Annotated in this window: 30 protein-coding genes; 13 read left to right on the top strand and 17 right to left on the bottom strand. The window is 50.4% G+C overall.

Annotated features, from left to right (window positions below; all coding sequences use genetic code 11):
* Positions 1 to 175 precede the first annotated feature (175 nt).
* The 6 genes from AC50YG_RS11705 to AC50YG_RS11680 all read right to left on the bottom strand — a co-directional run bounded on the left by AC50YG_RS11705 (position 176) and on the right by AC50YG_RS11680 (position 1722).
* Positions 176 to 322, bottom strand: coding sequence for a hypothetical protein (locus tag AC50YG_RS11705; protein ID WP_494826949.1), 147 nt, complete (start codon positions 320 to 322; stop codon positions 176 to 178).
* Positions 322 to 522, bottom strand: coding sequence for a hypothetical protein (locus tag AC50YG_RS11700; protein WP_494826947.1), 201 nt, complete (start codon positions 520 to 522; stop codon positions 322 to 324). Before AC50YG_RS11700 ends, AC50YG_RS11705 begins: the two co-directional genes overlap by 1 nt.
* A 20-nt stretch (positions 523 to 542) precedes the next feature.
* Entirely contained in the window at positions 543 to 797 is a 255-nt protein-coding gene (locus tag AC50YG_RS11695) for a helix-turn-helix domain-containing protein (protein WP_494826946.1), read from the bottom strand.
* Positions 798 to 928: 131 nt separating this feature from the next.
* Positions 929 to 1240: a hypothetical protein gene (locus AC50YG_RS11690; RefSeq protein ID WP_494826945.1), complete on the bottom strand. Its 312-nt coding sequence runs from the start codon at positions 1238 to 1240 to the stop codon at positions 929 to 931.
* Between the two features lie 32 nt (positions 1241 to 1272).
* Positions 1273 to 1476 (bottom strand): helix-turn-helix domain-containing protein, encoded by a 204-nt coding sequence (locus AC50YG_RS11685; RefSeq protein ID WP_494826944.1) that lies wholly within the window; start codon positions 1474 to 1476, stop codon positions 1273 to 1275.
* 27 nt (positions 1477 to 1503) lie between these two features.
* Positions 1504 to 1722, bottom strand: coding sequence for a helix-turn-helix transcriptional regulator (locus tag AC50YG_RS11680; protein WP_494826943.1), 219 nt, complete (start codon positions 1720 to 1722; stop codon positions 1504 to 1506).
* A gap of 156 nt (positions 1723 to 1878) precedes the next feature.
* On the opposite strand from AC50YG_RS11680, the gene AC50YG_RS11675 reads away from it, so the two are divergent.
* Both AC50YG_RS11675 and AC50YG_RS11670 read left to right on the top strand, forming a co-directional pair.
* Positions 1879 to 2283, top strand: a complete 405-nt coding sequence (locus AC50YG_RS11675) for a helix-turn-helix domain-containing protein (RefSeq protein WP_494826941.1) — start codon at positions 1879 to 1881, stop codon at positions 2281 to 2283.
* A 169-nt stretch (positions 2284 to 2452) separates the two neighbouring features.
* Positions 2453 to 2683, top strand: a complete 231-nt coding sequence (locus tag AC50YG_RS11670; protein ID WP_494826939.1) for a helix-turn-helix domain-containing protein — start codon at positions 2453 to 2455, stop codon at positions 2681 to 2683.
* Positions 2684 to 2814: 131 nt separating this feature from the next.
* On the opposite strand, the gene AC50YG_RS11665 is transcribed toward AC50YG_RS11670, so the two are convergent.
* Positions 2815 to 3126 carry a LytTR family DNA-binding domain-containing protein gene (locus tag AC50YG_RS11665; protein WP_494826937.1) on the bottom strand — a complete coding sequence of 104 codons (312 nt, stop codon included), beginning with the start codon at positions 3124 to 3126 and terminating at the stop codon, positions 2815 to 2817.
* A gap of 97 nt (positions 3127 to 3223) precedes the next feature.
* Here AC50YG_RS11665 and AC50YG_RS11660 point away from each other — a divergent pair, with 97 nt between their 5' ends.
* On the top strand, positions 3224 to 4411 hold the full coding sequence (locus AC50YG_RS11660; protein ID WP_494826936.1) for a tyrosine-type recombinase/integrase: 1188 nt from the start codon (positions 3224 to 3226) through the stop codon (positions 4409 to 4411).
* 370 nt (positions 4412 to 4781) lie between these two features.
* A complete protein-coding gene (locus tag AC50YG_RS11655; protein WP_494826934.1) occupies positions 4782 to 6026 on the top strand; it encodes a TerD family protein in 1245 nt (414 codons plus the stop codon).
* 22 nt (positions 6027 to 6048) lie between these two features.
* Here AC50YG_RS11655 and AC50YG_RS11650 read toward each other — a convergent pair whose 3' ends face one another.
* Both AC50YG_RS11650 and AC50YG_RS11645 read right to left on the bottom strand, forming a co-directional pair.
* Entirely contained in the window at positions 6049 to 7161 is a 1113-nt protein-coding gene (locus AC50YG_RS11650) for a saccharopine dehydrogenase family protein (RefSeq protein WP_494826932.1), read from the bottom strand.
* The gene (locus AC50YG_RS11645) at positions 7158 to 7913 is read right to left on the bottom strand and encodes a class I SAM-dependent methyltransferase (protein ID WP_494826931.1); all 756 of its coding nucleotides are present in this window, start codon (positions 7911 to 7913) and stop codon (positions 7158 to 7160) included. Before AC50YG_RS11645 ends, AC50YG_RS11650 begins: the two co-directional genes overlap by 4 nt.
* Positions 7914 to 8060: 147 nt before the next feature.
* Here AC50YG_RS11645 and AC50YG_RS11640 point away from each other — a divergent pair, with 147 nt between their 5' ends.
* Positions 8061 to 9146, top strand: a complete 1086-nt coding sequence (locus AC50YG_RS11640) for a helix-turn-helix transcriptional regulator (protein WP_494826929.1) — start codon at positions 8061 to 8063, stop codon at positions 9144 to 9146.
* Positions 9147 to 9181: 35 nt separating this feature from the next.
* On the opposite strand, the gene AC50YG_RS11635 is transcribed toward AC50YG_RS11640, so the two are convergent.
* Entirely contained in the window at positions 9182 to 9751 is a 570-nt protein-coding gene (locus AC50YG_RS11635; protein WP_494826928.1) for a pyridoxamine 5'-phosphate oxidase family protein, read from the bottom strand.
* Positions 9752 to 9958: 207 nt separating this feature from the next.
* On the opposite strand from AC50YG_RS11635, the gene AC50YG_RS11630 reads away from it, so the two are divergent.
* Both AC50YG_RS11630 and AC50YG_RS11625 read left to right on the top strand, forming a co-directional pair.
* The gene (locus AC50YG_RS11630) at positions 9959 to 10525 is read left to right on the top strand and encodes a nitroreductase family protein (RefSeq protein WP_341282428.1); all 567 of its coding nucleotides are present in this window, start codon (positions 9959 to 9961) and stop codon (positions 10523 to 10525) included.
* A 98-nt stretch (positions 10526 to 10623) separates the two neighbouring features.
* On the top strand, positions 10624 to 10782 hold the full coding sequence (locus AC50YG_RS11625) for a hypothetical protein (protein WP_341282427.1): 159 nt from the start codon (positions 10624 to 10626) through the stop codon (positions 10780 to 10782).
* An 11-nt stretch (positions 10783 to 10793) separates the two neighbouring features.
* On the opposite strand, the gene AC50YG_RS11620 is transcribed toward AC50YG_RS11625, so the two are convergent.
* Positions 10794 to 11564, bottom strand: coding sequence for a glucosaminidase domain-containing protein (locus AC50YG_RS11620; RefSeq protein ID WP_494826926.1), 771 nt, complete (start codon positions 11562 to 11564; stop codon positions 10794 to 10796).
* Between the two features lie 289 nt (positions 11565 to 11853).
* On the opposite strand from AC50YG_RS11620, the gene AC50YG_RS11615 reads away from it, so the two are divergent.
* The gene (locus AC50YG_RS11615) at positions 11854 to 13230 is read left to right on the top strand and encodes a glycosyltransferase family 4 protein (protein WP_494826924.1); all 1377 of its coding nucleotides are present in this window, start codon (positions 11854 to 11856) and stop codon (positions 13228 to 13230) included.
* A 241-nt stretch (positions 13231 to 13471) separates the two neighbouring features.
* On the opposite strand, the gene AC50YG_RS11610 is transcribed toward AC50YG_RS11615, so the two are convergent.
* A complete protein-coding gene (locus AC50YG_RS11610; protein ID WP_473759397.1) occupies positions 13472 to 14425 on the bottom strand; it encodes a GDP-mannose 4,6-dehydratase in 954 nt (317 codons plus the stop codon).
* On the bottom strand, positions 14422 to 15468 hold the full coding sequence (locus tag AC50YG_RS11605; protein WP_494826923.1) for a mannose-1-phosphate guanylyltransferase: 1047 nt from the start codon (positions 15466 to 15468) through the stop codon (positions 14422 to 14424). Before AC50YG_RS11605 ends, AC50YG_RS11610 begins: the two co-directional genes overlap by 4 nt.
* A 343-nt stretch (positions 15469 to 15811) precedes the next feature.
* Here AC50YG_RS11605 and AC50YG_RS11600 point away from each other — a divergent pair, with 343 nt between their 5' ends.
* Positions 15812 to 16384, top strand: a complete 573-nt coding sequence (locus tag AC50YG_RS11600) for a hypothetical protein (protein ID WP_494826921.1) — start codon at positions 15812 to 15814, stop codon at positions 16382 to 16384.
* Positions 16385 to 16453: 69 nt separating this feature from the next.
* Here the strand turns inward: AC50YG_RS11600 and AC50YG_RS11595 are convergent, their stop codons facing one another.
* The 3 genes from AC50YG_RS11595 to AC50YG_RS11585 form a co-directional block, all read right to left on the bottom strand.
* Complete coding sequence (locus AC50YG_RS11595) at positions 16454 to 17521, bottom strand: GT-D fold domain-containing protein (protein WP_494826919.1); 1068 nt, start codon at positions 17519 to 17521, stop codon at positions 16454 to 16456.
* 235 nt (positions 17522 to 17756) lie between these two features.
* Entirely contained in the window at positions 17757 to 18479 is a 723-nt protein-coding gene (locus AC50YG_RS11590; protein WP_494826917.1) for a glycosyltransferase family 2 protein, read from the bottom strand.
* Positions 18480 to 19622: a glycosyltransferase gene (locus AC50YG_RS11585; protein WP_494826915.1), complete on the bottom strand. Its 1143-nt coding sequence runs from the start codon at positions 19620 to 19622 to the stop codon at positions 18480 to 18482. It abuts the gene before it with no gap.
* Between the two features lie 200 nt (positions 19623 to 19822).
* Here AC50YG_RS11585 and AC50YG_RS11580 point away from each other — a divergent pair, with 200 nt between their 5' ends.
* The 3 genes from AC50YG_RS11580 to AC50YG_RS11570 all read left to right on the top strand — a co-directional run bounded on the left by AC50YG_RS11580 (position 19823) and on the right by AC50YG_RS11570 (position 23024).
* A complete protein-coding gene (locus AC50YG_RS11580; protein ID WP_494826913.1) occupies positions 19823 to 20497 on the top strand; it encodes a class I SAM-dependent methyltransferase in 675 nt (224 codons plus the stop codon).
* 82 nt (positions 20498 to 20579) lie between these two features.
* Positions 20580 to 21689 carry a glycosyltransferase family 61 protein gene (locus AC50YG_RS11575; protein WP_494826911.1) on the top strand — a complete coding sequence of 370 codons (1110 nt, stop codon included), beginning with the start codon at positions 20580 to 20582 and terminating at the stop codon, positions 21687 to 21689.
* Positions 21690 to 21851: 162 nt separating this feature from the next.
* Positions 21852 to 23024, top strand: coding sequence for a glycosyltransferase family 4 protein (locus AC50YG_RS11570; protein ID WP_494826909.1), 1173 nt, complete (start codon positions 21852 to 21854; stop codon positions 23022 to 23024).
* On the opposite strand, the gene AC50YG_RS11565 is transcribed toward AC50YG_RS11570, so the two are convergent.
* Complete coding sequence (locus AC50YG_RS11565; RefSeq protein WP_494826907.1) at positions 23021 to 24967, bottom strand: DUF4214 domain-containing protein; 1947 nt, start codon at positions 24965 to 24967, stop codon at positions 23021 to 23023. The two genes, AC50YG_RS11570 and AC50YG_RS11565, sit on opposite strands and share 4 nt — an antisense overlap.
* Before the next feature lie 209 nt (positions 24968 to 25176).
* Here AC50YG_RS11565 and AC50YG_RS11560 point away from each other — a divergent pair, with 209 nt between their 5' ends.
* Positions 25177 to 25839, top strand: coding sequence for an acetyltransferase (locus AC50YG_RS11560; protein WP_494826906.1), 663 nt, complete (start codon positions 25177 to 25179; stop codon positions 25837 to 25839).
* The last annotated feature ends 8 nt before the right edge of the window (positions 25840 to 25847 follow it).

Raw genomic sequence — 25847 nt, 5'->3', positions numbered from 1 at the left:
TGGACGCCCGACGACAAAGGCAAACGCCTATGTCGCAACACTTATATCCTGTACATGGGTAAAATACGGCTTCTGACAATAGGGGCATGTCGGCTCCTCTGTCACTTCTGGGTCTGATGCGTACAGCTCGCAACAGACCTCACAACGCATGAGACACAAAATTTTAAAAACCACATCAGGCATGCTTCTCACCTTTTTCCGAAGAATGTACTTGCACGTCAACATTGCCCAGCTGCTTGAGCTGGTAGGCGTAGGCAAGCGCCCGCGCCCAATCCATGTCATGGCTTTTAAAGCCGTTGTTTGCCGTTATATAAGCCGCCATTATGAAGCCCTCCGTTGCCGTTTAGGCTTAGGTGTGCTATACTGCATGTATCCAATTTCATATTTACCTGAAAATGTCCAGTGACCGCTGGGCATTTTCTTCGTTTCTGGCCTTACAATCTTCACCTCGTAAAACGATGTAACAACTACACCAATAAAAGCTATGGCCCCTATGGCCTGCCACCACCATGAATTAATCAAATTCCTCTCTCCCTTCTAAATTAAGCTGCCCCCGTTACCTGCAGCATCGTTTGCAAGATTGTCATTGGGTCTGTACCACTAACCAATGCATGCCCCACATCCCTTGCGCCTGTCTTATCTAACCAAGACAAAAACGTCACTGTATCTGGCAACTTATGCCCCTTCTCAAACTTGGATATGCAGCTTCGCGAACGATTTAATAAATCTGCTAATTTCTCTTGGCTTAGTCCAGCACGTTCGCGGCATGCATGTAACACTGCTCCAAATCCTAGCATCCCTCTACCCTCCTCACGTTCCAAGTTGGAACAGACACGGCGAACAATGCTGTTGTAACATGTAGTTATACCGTATTGCCTGCATGCCTCTCATCCCCTGCCCGACATCGACAACGGTGTCGGGCAATTTTTTAGCAGCCGAAGCGCATGCGTAGGGCTTCGAGCGCGAGACGCTTGTTATTATCGTCCAACCGATCCATATCAGATAAATTGAATTTGTGACGCTCGTTGTAGAGGTGAAGCGCAAGAGAAAGCATGACTTTTTCGGACGTTGACCAAGGGCTTGCTTCCTTCTTCAATGCTGTGGCCTTGATTGATTCTGTTTTAAAATCAAAAAACTTTGTGTTGAAGCAGCTACTCAACTTGTTGTGATTTGCGAACAAATGCAGCGTACCGCGCCAGTAACGATCCTGCATCAAATGCGCTGGAATCGTTGTTTCCATGTAATCAACTCCTTATCTAGTTAATAGACTGCCTACATCATGCCAGCAGCTTCTTGCTGATCCATCCATGCGATTAGAACATTTTTTCGGAAGAAGATTCTGCTGCGAATGCGCACAGCCGGGAGTTCTTTCCGTCTTACCATGTCATAGATTAGCCAAGTAGACACGCCGAGCATTTCTGCCGTTGCTTTAACATCGAGTGTCTGGCGCTCAACATTGTTTGTTGTATTCTTCAAAATAAGCACCTCCTATGATAACTTTTGTTATCTAATTTCGTATGAGAATAGCTCTTCAAAGTTAGCTTCTAAAGCCGTACAGATACCTTTTGCTGTACCCGGACCAGGATTTCTTTCTTCTGTGATTATTTGAATAATTGTGGTGCTGGAAACACCGACAGCCTTTGCAAGAGCGCGACGCGAATACCCTTTAGTGATCATTCTAAATTTCAAATCGTTCACACTTTTAACCTTAATCTTTTCCACTGTCTCACCCACTTTGATAACATTTGTTAAATAACTTATGTGATCATAATACAAGCAATTGATAACTATTGCAAGCACTTTTTTTAACTTTTGTTATCAAATGTACTCACAAAGGATAATATTCATTTATACTGTTTATCAGAGGTGGAGTTTATTATGGACCCGAAAGAGTTTGGTCAGTATATTAGAGGACTCAGGAAAGGAAGAAAAATGACAATACGCCAACTAGAGTTGTATTCTAGCGTTTCGAATGCGTATTTGTCACATATCGAAAATGGAAAACGCGGCATGCCGTCTCCAGAAATTTTGAAGAAGCTTTATAAACACCTTGGAGTTACTTACGAGGATTTAATGGAAAAAGCAGGACACATAAGTCCAGAAGACGCATTAACAGATTTGCTGCAAGAAATAGATATCTCATCAGTAGAGAAAATACTCCATAACTATGCTTTTAAGCTTGATGGTAAAGAGCTTACCGAGGAGGAGGTAAGAGGTCTTCTTTCTTTTGTTCGAGCAAATCGCGCCCTAACTCAGTCTCAGTCCATAAAGGAAGCAGATTAATTCTTATCAGCAACTCAATCACATCTATTTCTTTTTTCATTTCTTCACTCCATCTTTTTCATTCATAATATTGCTCCAAGTATAATGCAAACATGTGTTCCTATACAAGAGGTATTTTCAATACTTAATCAAAGTATTTTAATTACCATTCTTTTGAAGGAGAAGCGCGATGCGGTACGAACCGGGTCGTTGCTTGCTTCGTCAGATTCTTCGTGACAAAAAAATCTCTCAAAGGTGGTTAGCTGATAAAGTCGATATGCCCGAAACGCAAATATCTGATTATATCAATAACCGCACTACTATGGGATATCCTACCGCTGTAGCTATATCAAAGACTTTGAATATACATGCGGAAGATTTGTACGAATGGAAGGCTGTAGTAAGCAAGCGAGGGAGCTAGTAACTCCCGGCCCGGTAAAAACTACAACTTATATTGTAGTTCTCTCTGCACCCCGCTTCTCATAAATTTAATATATCATCTTTTGTCACGTTATGTTGTCGATTTTTGGAATGATACTCTAACCAAATTTGTTACACATTTGGTTTTTCGTCCCACAAAGACGATTTTATTGTCTTATATTGTCGAATATCATCACAAACACGCTGCACATTTCGGCGCGGTATGTAGCATATTGCATCCGTGTCCTTGAGTGTCATGACATTGTTCTCTATGGATTCTACATGCAAACTATTGACAAGTTTACTCTGGTCTACTTTAACAAATCCATTTGGAGTCATGAGCCTTGTTAATTGCTCCATTATGGTTCCGTGTATTTCAGCATCTTTTGTCTTGATAATTATTTTTCTATCTTCGATTTTCACAAATAGTATTTTCTCATGCATATATCCCTCACCTGCCTATCCATGATGTCAGGTTTAATTTTACCAGCGAGGTGGTGCGTGGCGCATCGAACAATAATTTACAAACTGGGAGGTCAATATGGCAAAAGGAAGCATTAAGAAGCGTGGTCCAAACTCATGGCTGCTAGTTGTAGAGTTGGGTTATGATGCCAAAGGAAAGCGTAAGCAGCCTACTAAAACCATCCATGTCACCGATCCATCTATTTTACGCGCGCCGAAGCGACTTCAAATTCACCTTGATACAGAGCTTGCAAAATTTAAAATGGAAGTTGAATCTCGTGTCAATATAACCCCCGGCAAGAAAAGCTTCGTCGAATTCGTAGAATACTGGATTCAACATTTTGTAGAAATAGAATTAGAAAAAACGTCTGTAGAGAATTACCTATTCCATACAAGAAAAAGAATACTGCCCTATTTTGAATTGATGTATATGGAGAACATTACTACTATGCATATACTCGATTTCATGAAAACTCTACGCGCGCCTAACGCTCGTATAGATGGCAAAGGACCATTGAAATCAGCTACATTAGTTTACAATTTCCGAGTTTTGAGAAGCATTTTTACAAAGGCTTTAGAATGGGGAGTAATTACGGAAAATCCTATGGTTGGAGTGAAGAAGCCTAAAGAAGATGATGTAAAGGAAATGGAAGTGTATGACGAGAAGGAAATTAGGCTGCTTTTTACAGCATTAGAAATGGAGAGCCCTCAGCTAAGGGCAATGATTACTCTAGCCCTTACAACAGGGCTTAGGCGCAGTGAAATGGCTGGCCTAGAATGGAGTCGCGTAGATTTCGAAGCCCGCTTCCTATATGTGGTTCAGAGCATGCCTAAAATGAAAGCTGGGGTCCCATACCTGAAACTCCCTAAAAACAAAAAGCCGCGACGAGTAGGATTGTCGGAGCCCCTAATGGTTGAACTTCAGAATTTGTTTGATCTCCAGCAATCCGAGCGTTTAGAAATAGAAGATCAATGGAACGACGGTAAATCATCTTTTATTTTTTGCCATCCTGATGGCATGCCTTACAACCCGCAATGGTTTACAAAAAATTGGATAGACTTTCATCGGCGCCATAATTTAAAACAAATTCGATTGCATGATTTAAGACACACATCCGTATCGTGGATGATTTACAAGAAAGTACATTCAGAGGCCATTGCCAAAGTTGTGGGACACGCCAATATTAAAATGCTGGAGATTTACGGACACATTTTTGATTCCGTGGACAGAGCAGCCGCAGCCGTATTCGATGATATAAAGGACTGAGCTTTTAGGTATTATGAGGAGAAAAAAGATAATTTGGTGGACAATCGGTGGACAAATCTCAACTACCAAAAATAGGGAAACCCGAAATCCCTTGATACATAAGGGATTACACAAAAAAATCGAGCGCCCCTTTCGGGACGCTCTATTCATGGGAGAGGAGAAACCGGACGAAGAGCTTATGGGGAACGTAAGTCTTCTCCGCGGTTGTCTACGACATCTTGCGACGCCGATAATTTTATTTTGTCCGTTTTGCGGATGTTTATACCTTCACCACAAGAAAAAGGTTGGAAGACGGCCAAAAAGCTTCGGACATCCTGTATAATTCAAAGTAAGAATTAAAAAACTTACACCAATTTAAAGGGGATGCACCATGGACTTTGTGGCAATAGACTTTGAAACCGCCAACTCCAATCGCTCCAGCGCCTGCGCGGTCGGCATCGTTGAGGTGCAGGGCGGCAAAATCGTTTTCGAGCAGGTTTGGCTCATTAATCCGCAGCAGCATTTTGACCGGATGAACATCGAAATTCACGGCATCACTCCGGCTATGGTAGCGGACAGCCCTACTTTTTCCGAGTTATGGCCTATACTTGCGCCATTATTAAAAAATAAGCAGGTAGTCGCGCATAATGCTTCCTTTGATATGAGCGTCCTGCGTTATTGCCTAGATGATGCGGCCCTGACTTATCCGGCCTTTCATTATTACTGCACCTATCAGCTTAGCAAAAAACTGCTGCCGAACATGCTTTCCTATCGTTTGAACGTGTTAGCTAGCCATTATCAAATTCCGTTAAATCACCATGATGCGCTTGATGATGCGAGAGCGGCAGCGTTAATTTTAGCAAGATTGCTTGAGCAGGAGCAGCAGCTAAGCCCTACCGAGCTTGCGCTCGCCAAAGGCTATAAAATCGGCAAAATGCATGCTCGCGGATACACGCCCTTCTCAACAACGGCTGCTAAAAGCAAGAAACAAGCAAAGCCAGCCGCCTCTGCCAGTGGGAAACGTGCTACAGCTAGCGCAGCAGAAACAGCAGCAGAAAAATCTGGACTGCAGCTCATCAGCGGTCAAAAAGCTGACATTACTCGCCATTTTGGCTTGAATCAGCTGCTTGCTCGCGTTTCATGGAAATTGTTAAATCCGGCGATTGAAATCGACGCCACGGCCTTCCTGCTAACTGCTGCAAGGCAATGTAAGCATGATGAGGATTGCATTTTTTACGGTAATCCCGATTCACCTCATAACTCTGTCTGCTACTCCAAGATAGGACCCCATGAAGCACAGTTTAAAATCGATTTCAGCAAGCTGCCGTTGCAGATCCAGCGATTGGCCTTCACGCTTTCGATCTACGAAGGCGAGGCACAGCAGCATGATTTCAGCCAAGTAGCCGAAATCAGCATTTGTCTGCTGCATCCGCAAACGGAACAATTGATAGCTCAGTTCAATTTTGGCGAAGATCTACTTAAAGAAACAGCCATCGTCATTGGCGATTTATATTTGTACAACGGCAATTGGAAATTTGACGCCGTCGGCAAAGGCTTTTGGGGCGGTTTGCAAGCATTATGCGAAAATTTCGGCCTGGAAGTTAGTCAACCTTCAACTGAGGCACATTCATTATAACGACCGTGATATCGGGCCAGCCTTACTCCCAGCTGTCATATCTCAAGCCTTCAATGATCTGCGGTCGTTTCGTAATGCCCGCAGCGGCTTGCAGGGCAATTTTGCCTTTGCCGCTCTTCACCAGCTCAAATAGCTGCTCCGTATGGAATACACCGCCCGGCAGTCCGCCTTCATACACAGCGGTGGCAACAGCGGTCGCCACTTTAGCGGTCGCTGCCGCCTCATGGGAACCATCCACCAAATATTGAACATGCTTCTTCGCACCATTTTTCATTCCCCAGCCATCTACTTTAACCGCATAGCCGTCTGAGCCAAATCGCATCATCCCAAAGCTGCTCACAGCGGCAGAGCGAATCCATTTAACCTTCAGCAGCCGGAATAATCCCGTTGCGCGTATCCATGCGACCAAGCGGGTTACCGCACCTGAATCGAAGCAGAGCCTTGTCGATACGGTCGGCACTTTCAGCGTTCTTGGCAGCGACTGCTGATCGGAGAACGGGAAACGGTAAGCCATGCGGCTGCCGAGCTCCTTGCCAAAGTCGGTGCGTTTGCCGCCGCTAAAGCTGACCGTCTGCGCGACACCGCCATTTTCAATAATGGAAAATGCACGGCCAATGCTGTCTACCGTCCACTCTATCGCCGCCTTGCCATGCTGATCGCCGAGTCCAAGCATAATCGCGATATCTACGCTATCCAGCTTATCCAGCTCCTGCTGCGCCTTGCGAGCAAGCAAATTCGTTACACCTGGCGCTAGCCCGACACTCAGCACCGCTGTCGCCTGTGCCTGTGCTGCTTCCTCTGTATGCTTCTCTAAGCTGGTCAGAAAAGGACCATACGCCGAAATATCCACATAATGCGTGCCGCTCCTCAAGCAAGCCTGTACAAAGGCATCATCCGTCTGATCCATGCACATGACAACGAGCTTCACTCGTCCGAAATCCATCTCTTGCTTCCAGTTGGTTAAATTAAATGCCATTGGTTTCACCTGGCCGCCCGTCGGGTCCGCGAATTGCTTCGCTCGCTCTAGGCTTCTGCCCGCCGCATACACTTTTCCTGGAAACTTTGCTCCGAGCTGCTTGCTTATATCTCCGCCCACATGGCCGTAGCCGCCTATAACAACGATGTCTTGTTTCATTTGTCCTGCCTCTTCTCTTCTATGTTGTGCTCCTCATCTGCTTTGACAGCAAACCATCCTGTAATAAGGTAGGAACCGAAAAATTTTGAAATATGGCTAAAGCCGGCTTCCCGAAGCAGCTCTTCCACCTGCTCTGGCGGAACGGGGTCTGATTCGGCGCCAAGGGAGGCGGCAAATCGCTCCCAATCCTCAAGCGGAATGCCATTATCCAGCATGTGGCTTTGCCAAGCGCCCATTTGGACGGCAAAAGCTTCTTCCTGGCGATCACAGCTTATTGCAGCAATAAATAACGGTGCTTCCGGCTTCAGACGCTCGGCTATACTACGCAGCAGCTCCCTTTTCTGAGCCAGCCCCTTTATAAAATGCAATACCAGCAGGGAAGTCGCTGCATCGTACAGCTTGTCCTTCGGCAGCTCGTCTGCCGTTCCCTCATGCAGCGTTACTCCCGCTTCCAAGCGCTCCATCCGGATGCGCTGCTCTGCTATCGCCAGCATACGCGCAGACGGGTCAACCCCGGTAAAGCTCCACGCTGGATGCGCACCACCGAGCGTAACAATCTCCTGTCCGCCGCCTGCGCCAACGACTAATATGTCCTGTTCCCTTTCAGGGCCAAGCATCGCGTTCATTAAACGGTCCGTCATATCATACAGCATAAAATAGCCTGGTATTTTCAAAGAAATCGTTCGTCCATATCCCTCCACTTGGGGATCATTCCAACTCATCGCCTTCTGTTGCTGCTGCTTCTCATTCATCGGTACAGCTCTCCCTTCAACCTGTATATGGTCCGCTCTTTTCATTTCGGCGGGTATTCTGTAAAATGTAAGCTGTAATTAATGTTAATTATATCGGGTCGCCTCAAAATCACTATCCCATAAATGTGGGTAATCAGGAGAGCTGGAATGAACAAGCAAAGAGAAAGTGTACGGAAACAGCTCGCCAAATTAGAAGAGGCTAACCTCCGCTCTAGCGAATACAGAGAGAGACTGCTTGCAGAGCTGCGCACGACGATGCCTTTTGCGGCCGCATGCTGTACGCTTGTCGATCCGCATACGATGCTGTCTACTGGCGCAGTTACAGAGGAAGGCGTAGAGGCCATTCATCATCTATTGTTTGAATATGAATATTTAAAGGAAGATTTCAACTCGTATGAGGAGCTTGCCAAGCTTGCGGAGCCTGTTGCAACATTAAGCGGTGCAACCGAGGGCGATTTAAGCCGAAGCCTCAAATATATGAAGGTGCTGCAGCCTGCCGGCTTTGGAGATGAGCTGCGTGCAGCACTTACGGTGGATGGAGCTTGCTGGGGGTATTTGACGTTATTTCGGCTGCTCAATGAGCCGTTTTTTCAAGAAGAGGAGCGCTTATATATCGCTTCCTTAGTGCCAAGCATGGCCCGCACCTTGAAAAAAGCCAGCTTGCTGCTGCCAGGTAGCGAGGGAGCCGCCTTTCATGACGATCCTGGCATTCTGATATTGTCCGAGCAGTTGCTGCCACTATCAAGCAATGACGCTGCAAACAGCTGGCTGTCGGAGCTTAGGGGGTGGGAGTATATCGATGAGCAGACTCTGCCTAGACCGGTCCGCGCTGTATGCTCGCGAGCTTTGGCTGCCAATGCCGCGGACAAGCAGCTACAGAACGCTGCAAAAGTATGTATCCGGATTCCTGATGGCCCCTACTTATCGCTGCGGGCAAGCAAGCTCCAGGCTGCTGATCGCTCGGTTCAGCTTGCCGTTTGGTTCGAGCTTGCGAAGCCCGGCGATATTTTGCCAATCATTGCCGAAGCTTATGCGCTGACTTCGCGCGAGAAACAGCTGGTCGAACGGTTATGGCGAGGCCTATCCACGAAGGAACTGGCCAGCTCCCTGCATATTTCCTCATATACGGTGCAGGATCATCTCAAATCTATTTTTGCCAAAACAGAAGTGTCCAGCCGCAGAGAGCTGATTTGGAAGCTTTTTTCCCGTTACAATCTTTATACGAATGAATGAATCAATAACGAATGAACAAGCAGGCAGCTTGCCGCTTACGATTCGGTTGTCTGCCTCTGAATGCCAAGCGGGGTAGGCAGCCGATCGAGGCTGTAGCTGTTTTTTTCATTTTGATAGGCTGCAAGCTTCTGATCACCTATATTCTCCGCCCAATCCTTCAGTTGTTCCCGCTCGCCCTGATAGTCATAAAACGGGATGCTGAAACCGCACGCTGTCGTCACCTTATGAATATCTAGCACAATCATTTGCCTAGCGCCTGGCAGCAGCTCAAACCGCCCAATCAGCTCATTCCAGCGCTCGGTTCCTGGCAATATAACGTTTCCTGTGCCGAATAGCCGCATAATAACGGGCTTTCCCTCCATGGCTACAAACATAATCGTCATCCTGCCATTTTCCAGCACATGCGCACTCGTTTCATTGCCGCTCCCCGTCAAATCGAGATAAGCGACCTCCTGGTTCGACAATATGCGAAAAGTATCGTAGCCTTTCGGAGATATATTCACATGGCCCTCTGACGTCAGCGGAGCCGATCCTACAAAAAACATATGCTGTCGCCCGATAAACTCCTCGTGCTCCGGCAATAATTTTTCAAATGCTTTCCCCATTATGCTCAACCCCTTCTTATGTAACTCTATCCCTATTATATCCCAACTCCAACAGATGGAAAAATGAATGATGCCGAGGGCGGATCTTGCAGCGAGAACCGTTTCAGCCTTTCCACATCGCTTATTCCGCTGTATAGTTATAGAGAACGGATCAGCCTGCTATACGAAGAAGATGCTGTAGCACCATATAGAAGGAGAGAGATAATAATGACTACCCTTACCTTGCTTGATGCTTTGAAACAAAGACGCGCAGTTCGCAATTATTTGCCGCAGGAGGTAGAGGAAGAGAAAATTGCCGCTTTGCTGGAAGCTGCAACGCTCGCTCCTAACGACCGCCTGCGGGAGCCTTGGCATTTTTATGTCGTTCGCGGCGAAGCGAAGCAGCGTTATGAGCAATTGGCGCGCACCTATCTGGAGGAGCGTTTCCCTACCAAGCCGCATTTAGTAAAAGAATCTATTAAAGTGCTGGAAACGACGCCGCTTGCCATCGTCGTAACGGCCGATATCGTTGAAGGTGACGAAGCCTCCTCCAAGGACAATGAATATGCTGCAGCCTGCGCCATTCACTCCATGTGGCTGACCGCCGAAACGCTAGGACTTGGGCTTGTATGGCGTACACGCGGCATCGGCCTCGTTCACGACGAGCGGATGTTTGAGTTTATCGGAGCCCCAGTGGGCAAAAAAATTATTGGCACCGTCTTCATCGGCTATCCGCAAGGAGAAGCGCCTGCTACTGCGCGCAAGCCTTATTCCGAGAAAACGACCTGGCTGTAACGCATAATTTCGCGCAGCTCCTATTTTTCATGCAACCAGCTAAAGACTGCTTCGTATGATAAGGGATGAGTTCCTTATGGTAGGAGGTGCGCAGTTTTATGAATACTTTCGGAAGAGGCTGTCTGTATATTATAATCGGCTTCGTGCTGTTGTTTATTTTCGCTTTTGTTGCTGGCAGAGCCATTCACATTCCGTGGTTTATAACGATTCCGCTGATTGTGCTTGCTTTCTGGGCAGCCTCCCAGCGCAAAAAATAGCTGCCTCGCCCTTATATAATCGTCACGGTGCGTGTGCTTTGCTCCCATTCGATTTTTTTATTCATGGAAGCAGCCAGCGCACGTATCGTTACATACCCCGTTCCTTCATCCAGCAGCGACTCCAGCTCCTGGCCATTCACCGTTACTTTTGAACCCGTCCAGCCAATTTTCCCGCCGAGGCGGCTGCCAAGCGCTCTCGCCGGCACCCATACGGTGCCGCTACGCTCGTAGCCAATTATCTCCACCATCCCATTTTGTAAAATTGGAACCGTCTTCGCTCCCTGAAATACCGTCGTCTTGACAGCTGCCGCAGCCTGATCATCATATTGCCGCAGCCCATTGCTGTTAATGATGGCAATCAGCTTGGCCGCATAAGCCGGATCGGTTGCATAGCCGCAGGCCAGCAGCATTTGCGCCTGTTCCTCTGGCGTCTTCGCAAGCCTCACCCGATCATATCGCGTTTTCATAAACAGCAGATCCTGATCCTTCATAAAATGATACACGCTGCTGTATGCGCGAAAGGCCGCGCTCGTATTTATATTTCGGCCATCGATATGCTCCCATGTTCCTTTAACGACGGCTTGCCCCTGCCAGTAGGCATTCGGCGAAGCTCCTCCTACTTTAATGCCCCCTAAATTGTACCAGGAATGAATGACACCTCCGGTTTCCAAAATATATTGCGCCAGCCGTACAGATGGCAGCATCGGCGAGCCCTCGCGCCGTACTTGTAGGACGGCAGGCGCCAATGCCGCAATAAATTGCTGTCTTGTCATAGCCACCATCGCTCCCTCCCCCTTCTTTTTCGCAAGTTGTCCATCTATTCTTTCTTATGCAGCAAGCCTCTATTGCGGCACGGCCTACGCACACTGTCCCGCGCTCTTTGCGGAAAGCAACGCGCCCTCGATCGGCATCTCTCCTCTATTGCCGCCCCTGCTTCTAGTCATACGCCGCTTTTTACTATCCATTAGGTCATTGTCCATGAATCTGAGATACATCGTGAATACAATATAGTCAAGCGCGTATCCGCTAACGATTTCTCCACATGCAAATGACGAGAAAGGAAGGAAACAAGTGGCCAAATCACTTAAGCGCAAGCGACATCAAACGTCCGCCAAACGCAAGAAGCACAGCTCTTCCAATAAAACGCTGCTGGCCAAACGCCGTAAACGCAAAGCGGTCAAACCGCGCGCTAAACGGCGGGTTGAACGCAGACGAAAAAGCAACGGCAGCCTTCGAAAAACAAAAAATCGCGCCTCCTCTAGCCTATCGCAACACGCCAAACAGACCCGCCAATCAGAAGAGCATTCTGCTGCCAAAGAGGTACATGATCCGCAGCCTTGGACCGCACAGGGCATCAATCTTGTCGGTTTTATTCATGCGGAAATGGGCATTGGCGAATCGGCCAGACTCGCAGCGCGAGCGATTGAACGAGCCGAAATTCCTTTCGGCATTTTAAACTTCCCGCTTCAGGTCGCCACCCGGATGTCGGATATGAGCTGGGAGCATAAGAAAACGGAGGAACGCTCCTATAACACCAACCTGTTTCATATGAATGCGGATTATATGGCTCCGGCTAAGGACCATTTTGGACACAGCCTATTCCACAACCGCTACAATATTGGCTATTGGCACTGGGAGCTGCCTGATTTTCCCGAAGAGTTTGTTCCAGCGTTCAAGCTGGTGCAGGAGGTATGGGTATCCAGCCGCTTCGTGCTTGATTCGGTTGTGCAGAAATCTCCCGTACCTGTCGTCATCATTCCTCATGGCGTAGAGGTGGAGACTTCTCCAGAGGTTACGAGAGAATCGCTTGGCCTGCCAGAGGGCCAGTTCCTGTTCACGATGATGTATGATGTACAGAGCTATACGAATCGTAAAAATCCTCAAGCCGTCGTAGAAGCCTTCCGGCTCGCTTTTCCGAAAAATGATCCAACGGTCGGGCTCGTACTCAAGGTCAACAATACGAACTTCCGGCCAGAAGATATGGAGGCGCTACGTCAGCTCGCTGCCGAGCATAACAATATTTATATTATTGATCGTATTTTCTCCCGCGTGGAAGTCAACTCGCTGCTGGGTGTCACGGATTGTTTTGTCTCGCTGCATCGCGCCGAAGGCTTTGGACTGGGCCTCGCAGAAGCAATGTATTTGGGTAAGCCGGTCATCGGCACGAACTGGTCCGGCAATACCGACTTTATGAACGAGACCAACTCCTGTCCCGTCAATTATGAGCTGGTTCAGGTCGGTACCGATTGGGGACCGTATCAGGGGTATCAAATTTGGGCCGAACCCGATGTGCATCATGCCGCCTTGTATATGCAAAGGCTTCTGCAAGAGCCAGAGTGGCGCGCAGCCATTGCAGCGAAGGGGCAGCATACGATTCACACTTCCTATTCACCGCAGGCGGTTGGCAGCATGATCCGGGGACGCCTGACCGAGCTTGCGCTTCTATAATAACTGGAAAATCAAACGAAACACGGACTGCCTCTGGCGTGAAAGCTGGGGCAGTTTGCTTTTTCCAGCCGTTCTCTCTCAGGCCTCCTTAGCAAAAACATAGCAGCAGCGTAAAATACCCTCTGAACCTCTATCAGACAACGATTAAGCCATCGTCCGATTTTCAGTCTAGAGGGTATGAACTAAAAAGCTCTTCTAGCGCGTGCGGTATGCAGCAAGCTTGGGTCATCCTGCGCGCAGCCTAACCTAATTCCGCCCGCCAATAGCTCAGCAAATCCTGCATCGTCTGCTCAAAGGGAATTTCCGGACGCCAGCCTGTACGATGATGAAATTTAGAATAATCGCCAATCAGCTCCGGTACATCCGCAGGCCGCAGCCGTGCCGGGTCCTCCTGAATCGAAATGGTGCTGCTGCTAAGACCAACGAGCGTCTGCAGCATCTCCCTAATCGCCCGGGAGCTTCCCGACGCAATATTATACACTTCTCCAGGCTCGCATTTTTCAATGGCCAAGCGGTACGCTCGCACCACATCGCGCACATCGGTAAAGTCACGCTTCGCCTCCAAATTGCCTACATATAGAACGGGCGGCTTCAGTCCCCGCTCGATTTCAACGATCTGCTTTGCAAAATTGGAGGTTACAAACTGCTCGCCGCGCCGCGGTCCTGTATGGTTGAAAGTACGCATGCATACAATATGCATGCCATAGCTGCGATAATATTGGTAGCCTAAATAATTTTGCGTAATTTTGCTGACGGCGTAGGGACTGAGCGGCCGCAGCGGCGTCGTTTCCTTAATCGGAATATCCTGCGTTTCTACCTGGCCATATTCCTCGCTGGAGCAGGCGAGCAGCAGCTTGCAGTTAAGGCCTGCTTTTCGTACAGCTTCCAGCAAATGAATTTGCCCGGCAATATTGTTGTATATCGTCGCCAGCGGCGATTCCCAAGACTTTGGCACGAAGCTTTGCGCTGCTAGATGAAAAATCATGTCCGGCTTAACGTCCGCTATCATTTTTTCCACATCGGCTTCATTAGTCAGCTCGCATTCGTATAACTTAACAGACGGCAGCAAATGAGCGATATGCTTAATACTGCTGGTCTTCCTAACGGTGCCTGACACTTCCATTTGATGCGCCAGCAAATGCTCTGCCAAATGGCTTCCGGCAAAGCCGGTTATGCCTGTAATCAATGCTTTCACGGCATGCCTCCTTCCCGATCAGCATCCATTGCGGCTATTGCTTGCTTTACCGCCTGCTCCTGTGTTTTATGACAAATCAACAGTCCCTCGTCTGTCGATACGACGATTAGATTATCAATGCCAATGACCAGCACCCGCTGCCGCTCCGTATAAACAATACTGTTGGTCGTTGCCGTAGGATAGACGCTGCCCAGCAAAATATTGCCCTCGTTGTCCTGCCCGAATATTCGTTCAAGCGAGGTCCACACGCCGACATCGTCCCAAGTAAAAGCAATCGGCAGCGTGTACAGGCGTTCCAGCTTTTCAATCAGTGCATAATCAATAGAAAGCTTTGGCAGCTGCACATACGCATGTGCCAGTTGCTCCCCTTCAAGCTCAAAAACACGCCACATATCCGGCTGGTACAGCTGCATGTAGCCTGCAATAGTTGACGGCTTCCATATAAAAATACCGCTGTTCCAGTACATATTCGGTATCGTAATCAGTTCCTCCGCCCGCGAGAGCGTCGGTTTCTCAATAAAAGCTTTTACCGTCTTAATGCCTGGCCCATATTTGCCATCTTCATGCTCACCCGCTTCAATATAGCCGTATCCCGTCTCTGCCCTTGTCGGCACAATTCCCATCGTTACAACAACGCCTTCATCGCGCGCCGCTTGCTCTGCTGCCCGCAGCGCCTCCATCAGCTCGGCAGCATCTGGAATATATTGATCCGAGGGAGCCGTTACAATCACTTCATTTAAGCCCCGTTTCTGAAAAAAGCTCGCCGTCAGCGCAATGCAAGGCGCCGTATCCCGCTGCTCCGGCTCAATAATGAGCTGTTCCTCGCTAAGCTGTGGCAGCTGCTCCCGAACAAGCGGCAAATAGTTGCGGCTTACTGCTACATATATATCCTCCTCCGGCATGCAGCTGCGAAAACGGTTGTACGTTTCCTGCAGCATCGTAGCCTCGCCAGATGTTAAGGAAAGGAACTGCTTCGGCTTTGCCGTCGTGCTTCTCGGCCAAAAGCGCGTTCCTTTTCCTCCTGCCATAATGACTGCCTTCATACCGGTTCACCCCAAAATAAATAGCTTTCTATTATACATGTGCGTGTAGCCAATATGCAGCTCCTTCCTACCATAGCCGGCTCCGAAAGTATAGTATCGTCTCTTCAACATCGTATGCTTTGCTAGAGCTTTCATAGTGGACGAATTGCCTGCCCTTGCTGCAAATCGGGCATTTATCGCCGCCTGTATTGCAATTGAAGGAGGAGTGAGGAGGTGTGTGCTTTTTTTTCGCGGTATAATCTATCAATTTAGAAAATATACGATTACCCTTGGACAAATACCGTTGCTATCTCTATCTACCAACATATGATGTGGTATACGATTGAAAGGAGATGAATCAATTATGGGTGAAACTGGATTAACTGGTTTAACTGGACTAACTGGTCTTACAGGACTTACTGGTGCTACTGGTCCCACCGGACCAACAGGACCTACGGGTGCTACTGGTCTAACGGGATTAACTGGCCCTGCTGGCCCTGGTTCTGCTGTTGTAGGTATCCAAGGTGCTGTTCCGACTGCTATCCCAACTGCTGCTACTGCTGTCACTGCCGCAACTCTGATTGTTCCGGTAACGGCCACTTCCAACCAGGTGATTATTGAAGGTACTGTTAATGTATCCATTAGCTGGACTGCCCTGCTGGTTGTAGCTCTCAATCCGACCATTACGGTAGACCTGCTGCAAGATGGCGTCGTTGTTGCTACAGTATTAAGCTCCGACTTGCTTGCGATCACACTGCTTGGATTGTTCTCTTTGGACAGAGTGATTCCAATCACTTACTTCAACGGCGGTCTGGCTGCTGGCAGCCACACGTACGATCTGCAAGTTACAGTATCGGGTGTCGTCATCGCTCTTGGCACTACAGCTGAAATTGTTTACTCGTCGCTTACTGCTACAATTGGCACTATCCCTTCCTAAGCTGCTGCGCCCACCACAGCAAACAACCGTCCCTCACGGGACGGCTACATAAAAACGGCTGCCTTTGCTTTAAGCCTGAATTGGTGCTTCCCCTTTGACGATTGAATTAGCCATATGGCCAAAATCAAGCGCAGCCCTGCCCATTTCTGCTGCGATCGCATCCGCAAGGATGACAGCCGCAATGCCTGCTGATACTAACGCCAGTTCAAAATCATGCTGTCTGATTTCCCCCATCGCCCGGTCCACATCATGGATTCCCTGAACCTGTGCTACAGCGCCCACAACCGTTACGCCGCTCTCAGTAAGCACTTTGGCGAGCGGCTGCGCCAAATTCCCAATGACAAGCACTCTCCGTCCACTCATCAGGCGGGACAAATGTCCGTCTTGATACAAACGGTAATTGACGAGCGAATCTGTCAGCACCTTACTGCGAAAATCAATGCCATACGTTTGAAAAACGGCCGTAGCCAGCCGTTGGTAGTTCGGCTGCCGCAGCTTTGGAATGCCGACAATGTCGGCCCGCTTTACCGCTGCCAGCAAGCGGTCGCGGGCGGCAATGTCCGGCACCTTCACTCCGGCATACTCTAAAAAACCGCCCTCGTGGCGAACCTGTTCAGTTGGCAGCACAGCTTCCTGTGCCAGCGTCAACAGCTCGCCATCTCCAAGTCGCACGACAGATAGCGGCTTGCTCTGCTCCAGCGCTTCCATCAATCGCTCAGCCACCTGCTGTGCAGTCAAAAGGTGAACGATGCGTTCTCCTAGCGCAGCGATGCCTGATGCAATAACCTGCGCTACGGATGTATCTGGGAGGACATGAGCTTCCGGCAGCTGCTCATCGATGATGGCGTCGCCGCCTTCGTAGCGTCCGATTTTCAGCCCTTTCTCGTAGCCTGCCTTCTCCGCCGACTCCCAGCTGTGCGAGTGGTCTGCCCTTTGTCCCTCTGCCTGCTTGGTACCATCTTCGTAGCCTCTGCTGTATCCTTCTTCATGACCGATTTGATAACCATCCTCATACGGTCCCTTAGCCGCCTGCGGCTTGGCAGGCTTTGCAGAGCGATTTTTCCTTTTTGAAACGGCACGTCTCTTCCGCCGCTTAATCGGAAGGCTGGCCGTTTTGCGCCTTCTCCCCATTTTCATGCTGAACACCTCCTGTATTGGTGCAAAATTTGCGTGTGGGCCAAGCGTAAACGGCTTTGCCATCCTCTGGTGGCAGAGCTTCCGTTTCGCGTAGAAATATAGAGAAAGGATACCGTTAAGTTATCCTTTCCTATATTTCAAGGTGAAACGGCTCGCGCCATCCTTTGGCGGCGCAGCGCGTTTCATTCCGAGAAATAGAGAGAAAGGACAGCGTTAGGTCATCCTTTCCTATATTTTAAATAAACTGCTGCGGGTCCACGCCCCATTTGTCTGTAAACAGCTTCCGGTTGCGGGCGAGCAGACGCTCTACAGCATCCTGGCCCTCCTGCTTGAAGCTTGCGCTGCCATGATGAAAGACGAATGTATCCTTAACCATCAGCAGACGGTACCCTGCTAGCCGCGCACGGTAGCAATAGTCATCATCCTCATAATGTCCTGGCGAGAAGCGCTCATCCAGCAGACCAATTTGATCCATCAGCTCCCGCGAAAATAACAGGCAAAAGCCAACCAATCGGCTGGCCTCCTCATAATCGCCTGCGGACTCTGCGGCAAGCTGCTCCGCCATCTCCTTATAATTGCCGCGCATTTCGATTTGCTGCTTGCCGCTTACAAAGTTGGACATCGGCCCCGCGATGCCAATCTGCTTGCTGCTGCCTAAAGCCTGCCGCAGCTTGCCCAGCCAACCAGGTGCCACCAGCACGTCATTGTTCAGCAGCAGCAATTGATCACCGCGGGCCAGACGCAGCCCCCAATTGCAGGCGGCGGGAAAGCCTTGATTGCGCGGCAGGCCGATGAATGTGATTTGCTGCTCGCGCAAATATTCAATCGTTCCGTCTGTTGAGCCATTATCAACGATGATTAGTTCATGCTCTTCCGGTGTACTACTGCGAATGGAATAAATCGCTTCCTGCAGCAGCGGCAAACGGTTGTAGGTCGGAATAATAATACTGGTCAGCATCTATTCCCCTCCTCGGCCAGCATTTTTGCGATCCCTTACTCCGTCCGCATATTGCAGGCGGGCATTTCCCGCCTGCATCATCCACTCCAGCGCTTCCAGATGGTCGCCTACGATGAGCCTCGCCACATGATTGCCCATGCCTACATTTCCCGGACGCAGCCGATTATGTCGAATGACATCTACCATGCTCGCTGTACCTACCTTAAGACCATATCGGAGCGCAATCACCTGCGCCTTTGGCGGAACGGCCAGTTGGGCTGCTCCAATAGCCTCAATCGCTTTACGCGAGAGAGCATGCGGAACGGCAGTCAAGGAATTAACGGTAAGATCGGGCCGATTCACCGAGCGGTTCACGAACTCCTTCATCATCATGACTTCATCTCTTCCTGAAAAATTCCCCATATAGGAAGATAAATTATTGAGCACCATATCCGTCCCTCCAGCGACTGCCTCAATAAAAGGCAGCAATTGCTCCGAAGCAACCGGAATATCCGCATCGACGAACAGTACAATATCCGAAACCGTGGTTCTTGCGCCTACCGCCCGTCCCACATCATGACCGAGTGCCCCAGCGTAATGAATGAGCACGGCTTTGCCGCTCTCCCGCACTTTGCTGGCCGTCGTGTCGGTTGAGCCGTTCACCACGACGACGATTTCATGTAGAGGAAGCCTCTCCAATTGCTGAATCATGGAGGCCATGGATTCCTCTTCATTCATCGCCATCACCACTGCCGCAACTGCCTGGTTCGTCGGCAGCAGCACCCAATTCGGCGCCGGGGTTCCCGTAGCGGCAAAATATCCTTCTATGAAGGCCTTCATACAGGCCAAATATGCTGATTTGGAAGCTGCCCCGCCCGTCGCCAGACAGTAGCTATGCCATAGCCGCTGCAACTGCTGCAGCTCATCGGCTGGCTCAGGCTCCTGCCTCGCCGTTAAACCCGCTGCGAGCCCGCCATTTCGCGCTTTTGCACACTGCCCTCGGATAATGGCAGGCTGCAGCGCCCCTCCGCGCCTCGCCTGGCTCCTGCGATGTCTGCGCCCGCGGGCCGCAAGGCGTCTGGCTGTGCGGCGGCGAATGCCGCCTTGTGAGCTGCGCGGGCCTCTTTTCCCCGCACGGCCGCTTTTTCTACTGCGGCTCCTCAACCTATTCCACCTCGCATCCATTCGGATATATTCGTTTATGTTGTCATTGTATGTAGGGATAAGGCGGACGCAACGGCGGCTGTACGTCTATGAGAAGGAGAAATGTGCGCTTTTACTTGGCGCAACTGCCCTATCCTATCTGGCAAGCTCCACATAGGATAGTGTAGTTATGCTTCTATTTTGCAAGGCAGGAGGATGTTATGGACTGGACATTTCACAACCCGAAATTTATTGCAGATGCGGCACCTGAGCTGCCCGCAAGCTTTATGGCAGGCGGAGCCTGGTCCGGGCATCGAAAATTTGCTTATGATCTTGTCCGTTTTGCCCGCCCGAGCCTGATTGTAGAGCTGGGAACGCTGTACGGCACATCCTATTTTAGCTTTTGCCAAGCGATTAAGGATGCTCAGTTGAAAAGCGCATGTTATGCGGTGGATACTTGGATGGGCGATGCCCATACCGGAGCTTATGGCACGCTGGATGATTCGATGTACGCTGCAGTCAATGCAGTAAGCGCCCGTGAATTTCCTGGTATTGGAACACCACTGCGCGGCACCTTTGACCAGGCGCTGGCCGCCTTTCCCGACGGTTCGATTCAGCTGCTGCATATTGACGGCTACCATGTGTATGAAGCTGTTCTGCATGACTATACGACTTGGCTTCCCAAGCTTGCGGAGGGTGGCATTATTTTATTTCATGACACCGTTGTTCGGCTCGCGGATTTTGGCGTTTACCGGCTCTGGGCGGAGCTTTCGGCGATGCCTCACCTGCATTTCGAGCATTCCAACGGTTTGGGCGTTCTATTCCCTAAAGGCTGCCCAGCCAGCTTCCAGCCGATCATTAGGCGGCAGCAGGAGCTTGCTGATCATTACGCTTAGCGATGGAAGCATATTTAGCAATTTCAAGCATTATGCAGCGCGCAAAACGATACGCCGCACCAGGTGCGCTGCATGATCCGGATTGAAGGAGGCGATCCCTATCTACACTATCCCTCAGCAATTTTATGAGAAAACGAGAGATTGGGCGCAGCAAGCGGCTGTCCCTCCCGATCTGCTTTCCTATTATTATCATGTCATTTACCCGGCTGAAACGTTAACGCTCCCCGCCGGCAAAGGCATCGATCAGCCACGCTGGGTGACGGCTTCTGCCTTTGATGAAGCTTTTGTAGCGGCCATTCCTGGCGGGCGGCTGGTGACGAGCAACGCATATGTTGTTACGCCGGACAATAAGCGGCTGCGCGATGTTGAGCTCGACTGCCCCCTCATTGATTTCACGCAGCTGCCGGAGCCGCAGCATTTCAAGGGAACGGTCGCCACGCTCATTTGGGGCTGGAACATGCCGCATATCAAGGCATGTACGCAAAACATTTTCGGACATTGGTTTTTCGATCTGCTACCGAGGCTCCATTTGCTGGAGAAGAGCGGCATTCCGATTGACAAATATGTCATCGGCAAGCTGTTTCACCCTTTTCACTATGAATCGCTTGCCATGCTAGGCATTCCGCTCCATAAGTGCATTCAGGTCGAGGATGCGGACTTCCATCTTCTCGCCGACCGCCTGATCGTGCCGGCGGTGCCGCTGATGGTCGGCAAATGTCCGCCGTGGGCGTCGCATTTCATGGCCAAGCGGCTTAAAGCTGACCGGCGCGTAAAAGCCAAAAAAGGCTTCGAGCGCCTCTATATTACCCGCAAGGATGCCCAGGCCCGCTTTGTCGCCAACGAGGAAGAGGTTCTCCGTTTTCTGAAAGGCAAGGGCTTCAGGGAAATCGTGCTCACTCCGCTCTCTACCGCAGAGAAAATCGCGATTTTCTCGTCAGCGCAGCATATTGTCGCCCCCTTCGGGAGCGGCAGCATCAACATTGCCTTCTGCGAGCCGGGCGCAGCTCTTTTGGAGCTTGCTCCTTCCACCTTCGTGGACCCCTACTTCTGGAAGCTATGCGCACATGCTGGCGTAGACTATTATGAAATCGTATGCGAAGTGGAGCAGCCTCCCAAGCCTTTCGTCGGAACGGACAATATTGTCGTTAATATAAATAAGCTTGAACATGTGCTTAAGCTAGCGGGCCTTTAGCCCGCTGCCCACAAATCCTGCGCCGATGCTGCGAATAACTGCCCTCGCGCCCACATATATTGAATTCGCAAGCGCAACATTTTTCATATTTCACGGAGCAACGGCTGGCATCCTTCCTGTTAGGCAGGAGACAGCTTCGCCCTTGGCAGGAGGTTTGTAACAATGCGGATTCTTGTATGGTCTGTCCATTTTTCCATCGGCGGTGGGATGAGGCTGCTCCATAATTTAATTTCAGCTATGGCCAGGCAGCCGGACGTCGAGCAGATCAGGCTCGTCCTCTCGCCCGATTCCCTTATTCGCAACGTGGCGGAACTAAAAGCATTAGGCAAGGTTGAGATGGTATCCACCCAGCACAGCATCGATTCCGACCAAAATTCCTATTTGCTCGCCGGTATCGACGTCGTCTATTACTACTGGCCGCATACCCACCCTTATCACGCCCTTGACCGTCCCACCGTCTGCACCTTTCACGATACGACGATGTTCGATTATGTCCCGCCTTTCACAAATGGCGAGCAGCTTAAGGGCCACTGGATTTTATCGAAAAAATGGCTGGACCACGTCACGTCCGTCGTCGTTTCTTCGGAGCATGTGAAAAATCGCCTCATTGCTCATTTCGGCCCTCGCCATCAATCGGCTACTGTCGTGCCCCATGCCATTACACCGATTGCCGCACAATATGCAAGCCAGGTCTCTCCTGCCACCGCTGCCCGCATTCCGTCCAAATACATCATTTATCCATCCAATACATCGCCGCATAAAAACCACAACAATCTGCTCGAGGCCTTGTCCCATTGGAAGGGGCGCACCAAATGCCCGCTAGTGCTCACTGGTTATTTAACCGATACGCTGCGGCAGCCTTTTCCGGATTGCACGCCGCAGCACAGTTGGATTCCAACGCTCATCTCCACCATTCGCCGAACAGGGCTTGTCGTCAATCGTGATCTTTACCCGCTCGGCTTTGTAGGAGATGAGGATATTCCCGCACTCATTAAAAATGCCTGGGCGCTCATTATGCCCAGCCTTTCGGAAGGTGGCGGAAGCTACCCGGTCGAAGAAGCGCTTCGCCTCGGTACTCCGGTGCTCTGCTCGGACATTCCGGTGATGCGAGAGCATCTGGCGCGGCATAGTGCCAAAATCGCCTGGTTCAACCCCCACAGCCCCGATTCCATCGTTCAAGCGCTTGAAGATTTGACTGCCAATTATGATGAATACAAAAGCTCCGCCATGGCGGGCATTCATGATCCAGCGGAAAGCTGGGATGATGTGGCAAAGCGTTATTTGAACGTTTTTCGCGATACGTATTGGCGGTATTACGGCAAGCAGCTGCCCTAGTCGGCAGCTGCTTGCACCTCTTCAATGACGTTTGCATAATCTCCTGCGACATCCAGCCATCTCCTGCTCAACGCGCCGCTAAGTGCGGCCTGCTGACGTGGGACAACCTCTTCCCCCTCCCGTGACAGCCGTGCAATAGCGTCCGCCATCTCCTGGATATTATGCGGATGGAAGGTTGCGAAGCAGCTCATGTCGCTAATAACCTCCTTCACCACCTCCAGCCTTCCGAAGGCGACCGGCGTATTCATCAGCAGCGACTCCAATATAGGGAATGGGCAGCTGCCCTCGAAGAGCGTTGGAACGATTGTGCCTGCGGCATAGCGGTATAGGGAAGGCAAATCTACTGAAGCTATGCGCCCCATAAACACGATTGAACTGCGAATAACAGGATCAGCAATTTCGCTCAGCGCTGCCAAAATTTCCTGCTGCCGCGGGCGGTTCCCAAGATCATCTGTAAAAACAAGCTTCATGCCAGATGCTCTTCCTGCTTCCGTCTGCTTGAACAGCGCAAAAGCTTTGATGAGGCCTTCATGATTTTTATGCAGCCTTACAACCGACGGGAAGGTCAAATATGGACCATCCAGCTTGTAGGCGCTGCGGAACTTCTCCTCGCTATGCGTTTGAAACACCGCATATTCCTCATGCGGCGCTGCAAAGCGCACGACAGCCGTTTTGTGGACAGCCAGCTCGAGAAACTCCAACCCCTCATGATTGCGGGTAAACTCCGAAGCGAAGACTACCTTCGCCGCTTTTTCCGTCACCTTTTGCGCTACAGAATGGATATATTGGTAATGCTGGGTATACGCGCTGTACAGCTCAGGCAAATGCAAATATACGAGATCATGCAGACAAACCATATAAGGTTTTTCCAAATATTGCGCGAGCGCCATCCCAACATATGGCACAATCCATATGTCCGCAGGCACGCTGCGGTTCACCGTATCCATGCTGTCCGTGCGGTGCAGCTTCAAACGATCGCCATAAGCCGCGCGCAGCGGGGCATACACAGCCGCAGCCTCGGCAAAATTCGCTTCCGTTGTCGCCACATGAAGGGTAAAATCATTCTCCAGCGCAAGCAAGCCTTCCGACAAGCGGACGATGAAACGACCGATGCCTTCGCCATCCATCGCAATTTGCACCCCAAAGCAAAGGAACATGCCGATTTGCCGGCTGTTTATACGGGCCGCACTCGCCGCAAGCGGAGGTAAATACGGCGCCCCAATGAGCAGTCCAAACTCCTCCGACATGACAAGGCTCGCTATCCATGCGCGCCGCAGCAGTCCTTGCTTCAAGGCCGTCGTGTATCGTCCTACCTTATTGCTATCCGGCGCACGATTCATTATTTGTACATGGATGCCGTGAATAAAATCCAAATCCGCAGCGGGGAACAAATGCTGAATCAGATGGGCTGTCGTATTCGCTTCTCCAGATGGCACTCTGGAGAAAATAGCATCCGCCTCTGGACTCTGGATAAGAGCCGCAGCAATAACCGCCCGTGGCGTGCCATGGGCCAGATGACTGCGATGGCCGTTAAAGCCTTCGTGATCCGGCTCGCGCTGGAGCACCTGACGATACAGCTCCCATAAAAAATCCTCATCTCCCAGCCGGAATACCCGGCGCAGCAGCTCTACAATTGGAGCTCCTGCAGGCAGCCCCTGACGGAACGCCGCATTATTTGCTTTTAACTGCTCCGTATCTATTGGTGCTGGAGGCGGCTCGACCGTTGCTGGAGGCTCAATTACAAGCTGAGCCTGCTCGGCTGCCTTCTGCCTGTTCCTGCTTCTTTTCGAGCCGCGCAGTTTCCTGCCGCCCCGTCTGCCTTTGCGTCTTCTTGTTCTTGTTACTTTTCCGACTCGCGCTCTATTGCCGCGTTTTCTTCGCGATATGCGGCTATGCGAGCCGCGCTTCGCTGTTCCTTGTTTACGAGCTCTTTTGCGTTTCATATCACGCCTCCAATCGCTCTGCCTTCTCCATAGCGTATTGTCCCGCTCACAAAAAGCAACGGCACATGCCCCCGCCTGCTAGGGATTTCAACTATATTTGAATAAATGGACGACTGCCCGGCTGCAAGTGAAGCAATTTTCTGCCATTTGAATATGATGGGAGTAGCTGCATCACCCCCTCATTTTATTGTTGAAGGAGCCTATACGGCATGAATGCTGTTTCTGCGAATCCTTATCGTACCGTTGTTGTTGGGGCCGGCGGACATGCCAAAGTTATCGTTGATATTCTTCGTACCAGCCAGACATACAAGGTCATTGGCTGCATCGGCCGCGAGCCAGGCGGGCAGGTTTTGAATATCCCCGTGCTTGGCGACGATGCCATGCTTCCTCTGCTGCTGGAGCAGGGGGTACGCCATGCTTTTATCGCTATCGGCGATAATGCGACGCGGCTGCGGGTCGCCCGCCATGTGCAAAGCCTTGGCTTCGAGCTGATTAATGCCATAAGCCCGTTAGCTTATATTGCTCCCAGCGCCACGCTTGGGTGTGGCATTGCTGTTATGCCGGGAGGCATCATCCAGCCGGATGCTCGAATTGGCTCCCTCACCATCATTAACACAGCTGCATCGGTTGACCATGATTGCATCATTGGCGAGGCCTGCCATCTGGCGCCTGGCTCCACGCTGTCCGGCGGTGTAACAGTCGGCGACGGTTCTTTTCTCGGAACAGGCACTGTCGTCATCGACGGCATTCGCATAGGAGCAGGCTGCATGATTGGCGCTGGTGCGGCCGTCATTCGGAATATTCCGGACCAAACGCTTGCTGCTGGCGTTCCCGCCACAGTGAAGCGTCTTTTGAACCAAGAGCGAACGTAACACGGAGG

This window comes from Paenibacillus sp. J31R34, assembly GCF_059383715.1.
The sequence above is the reverse complement of the archived record's forward strand: the minus strand, read 5'-3'. Positions and strand labels throughout refer to the sequence as shown.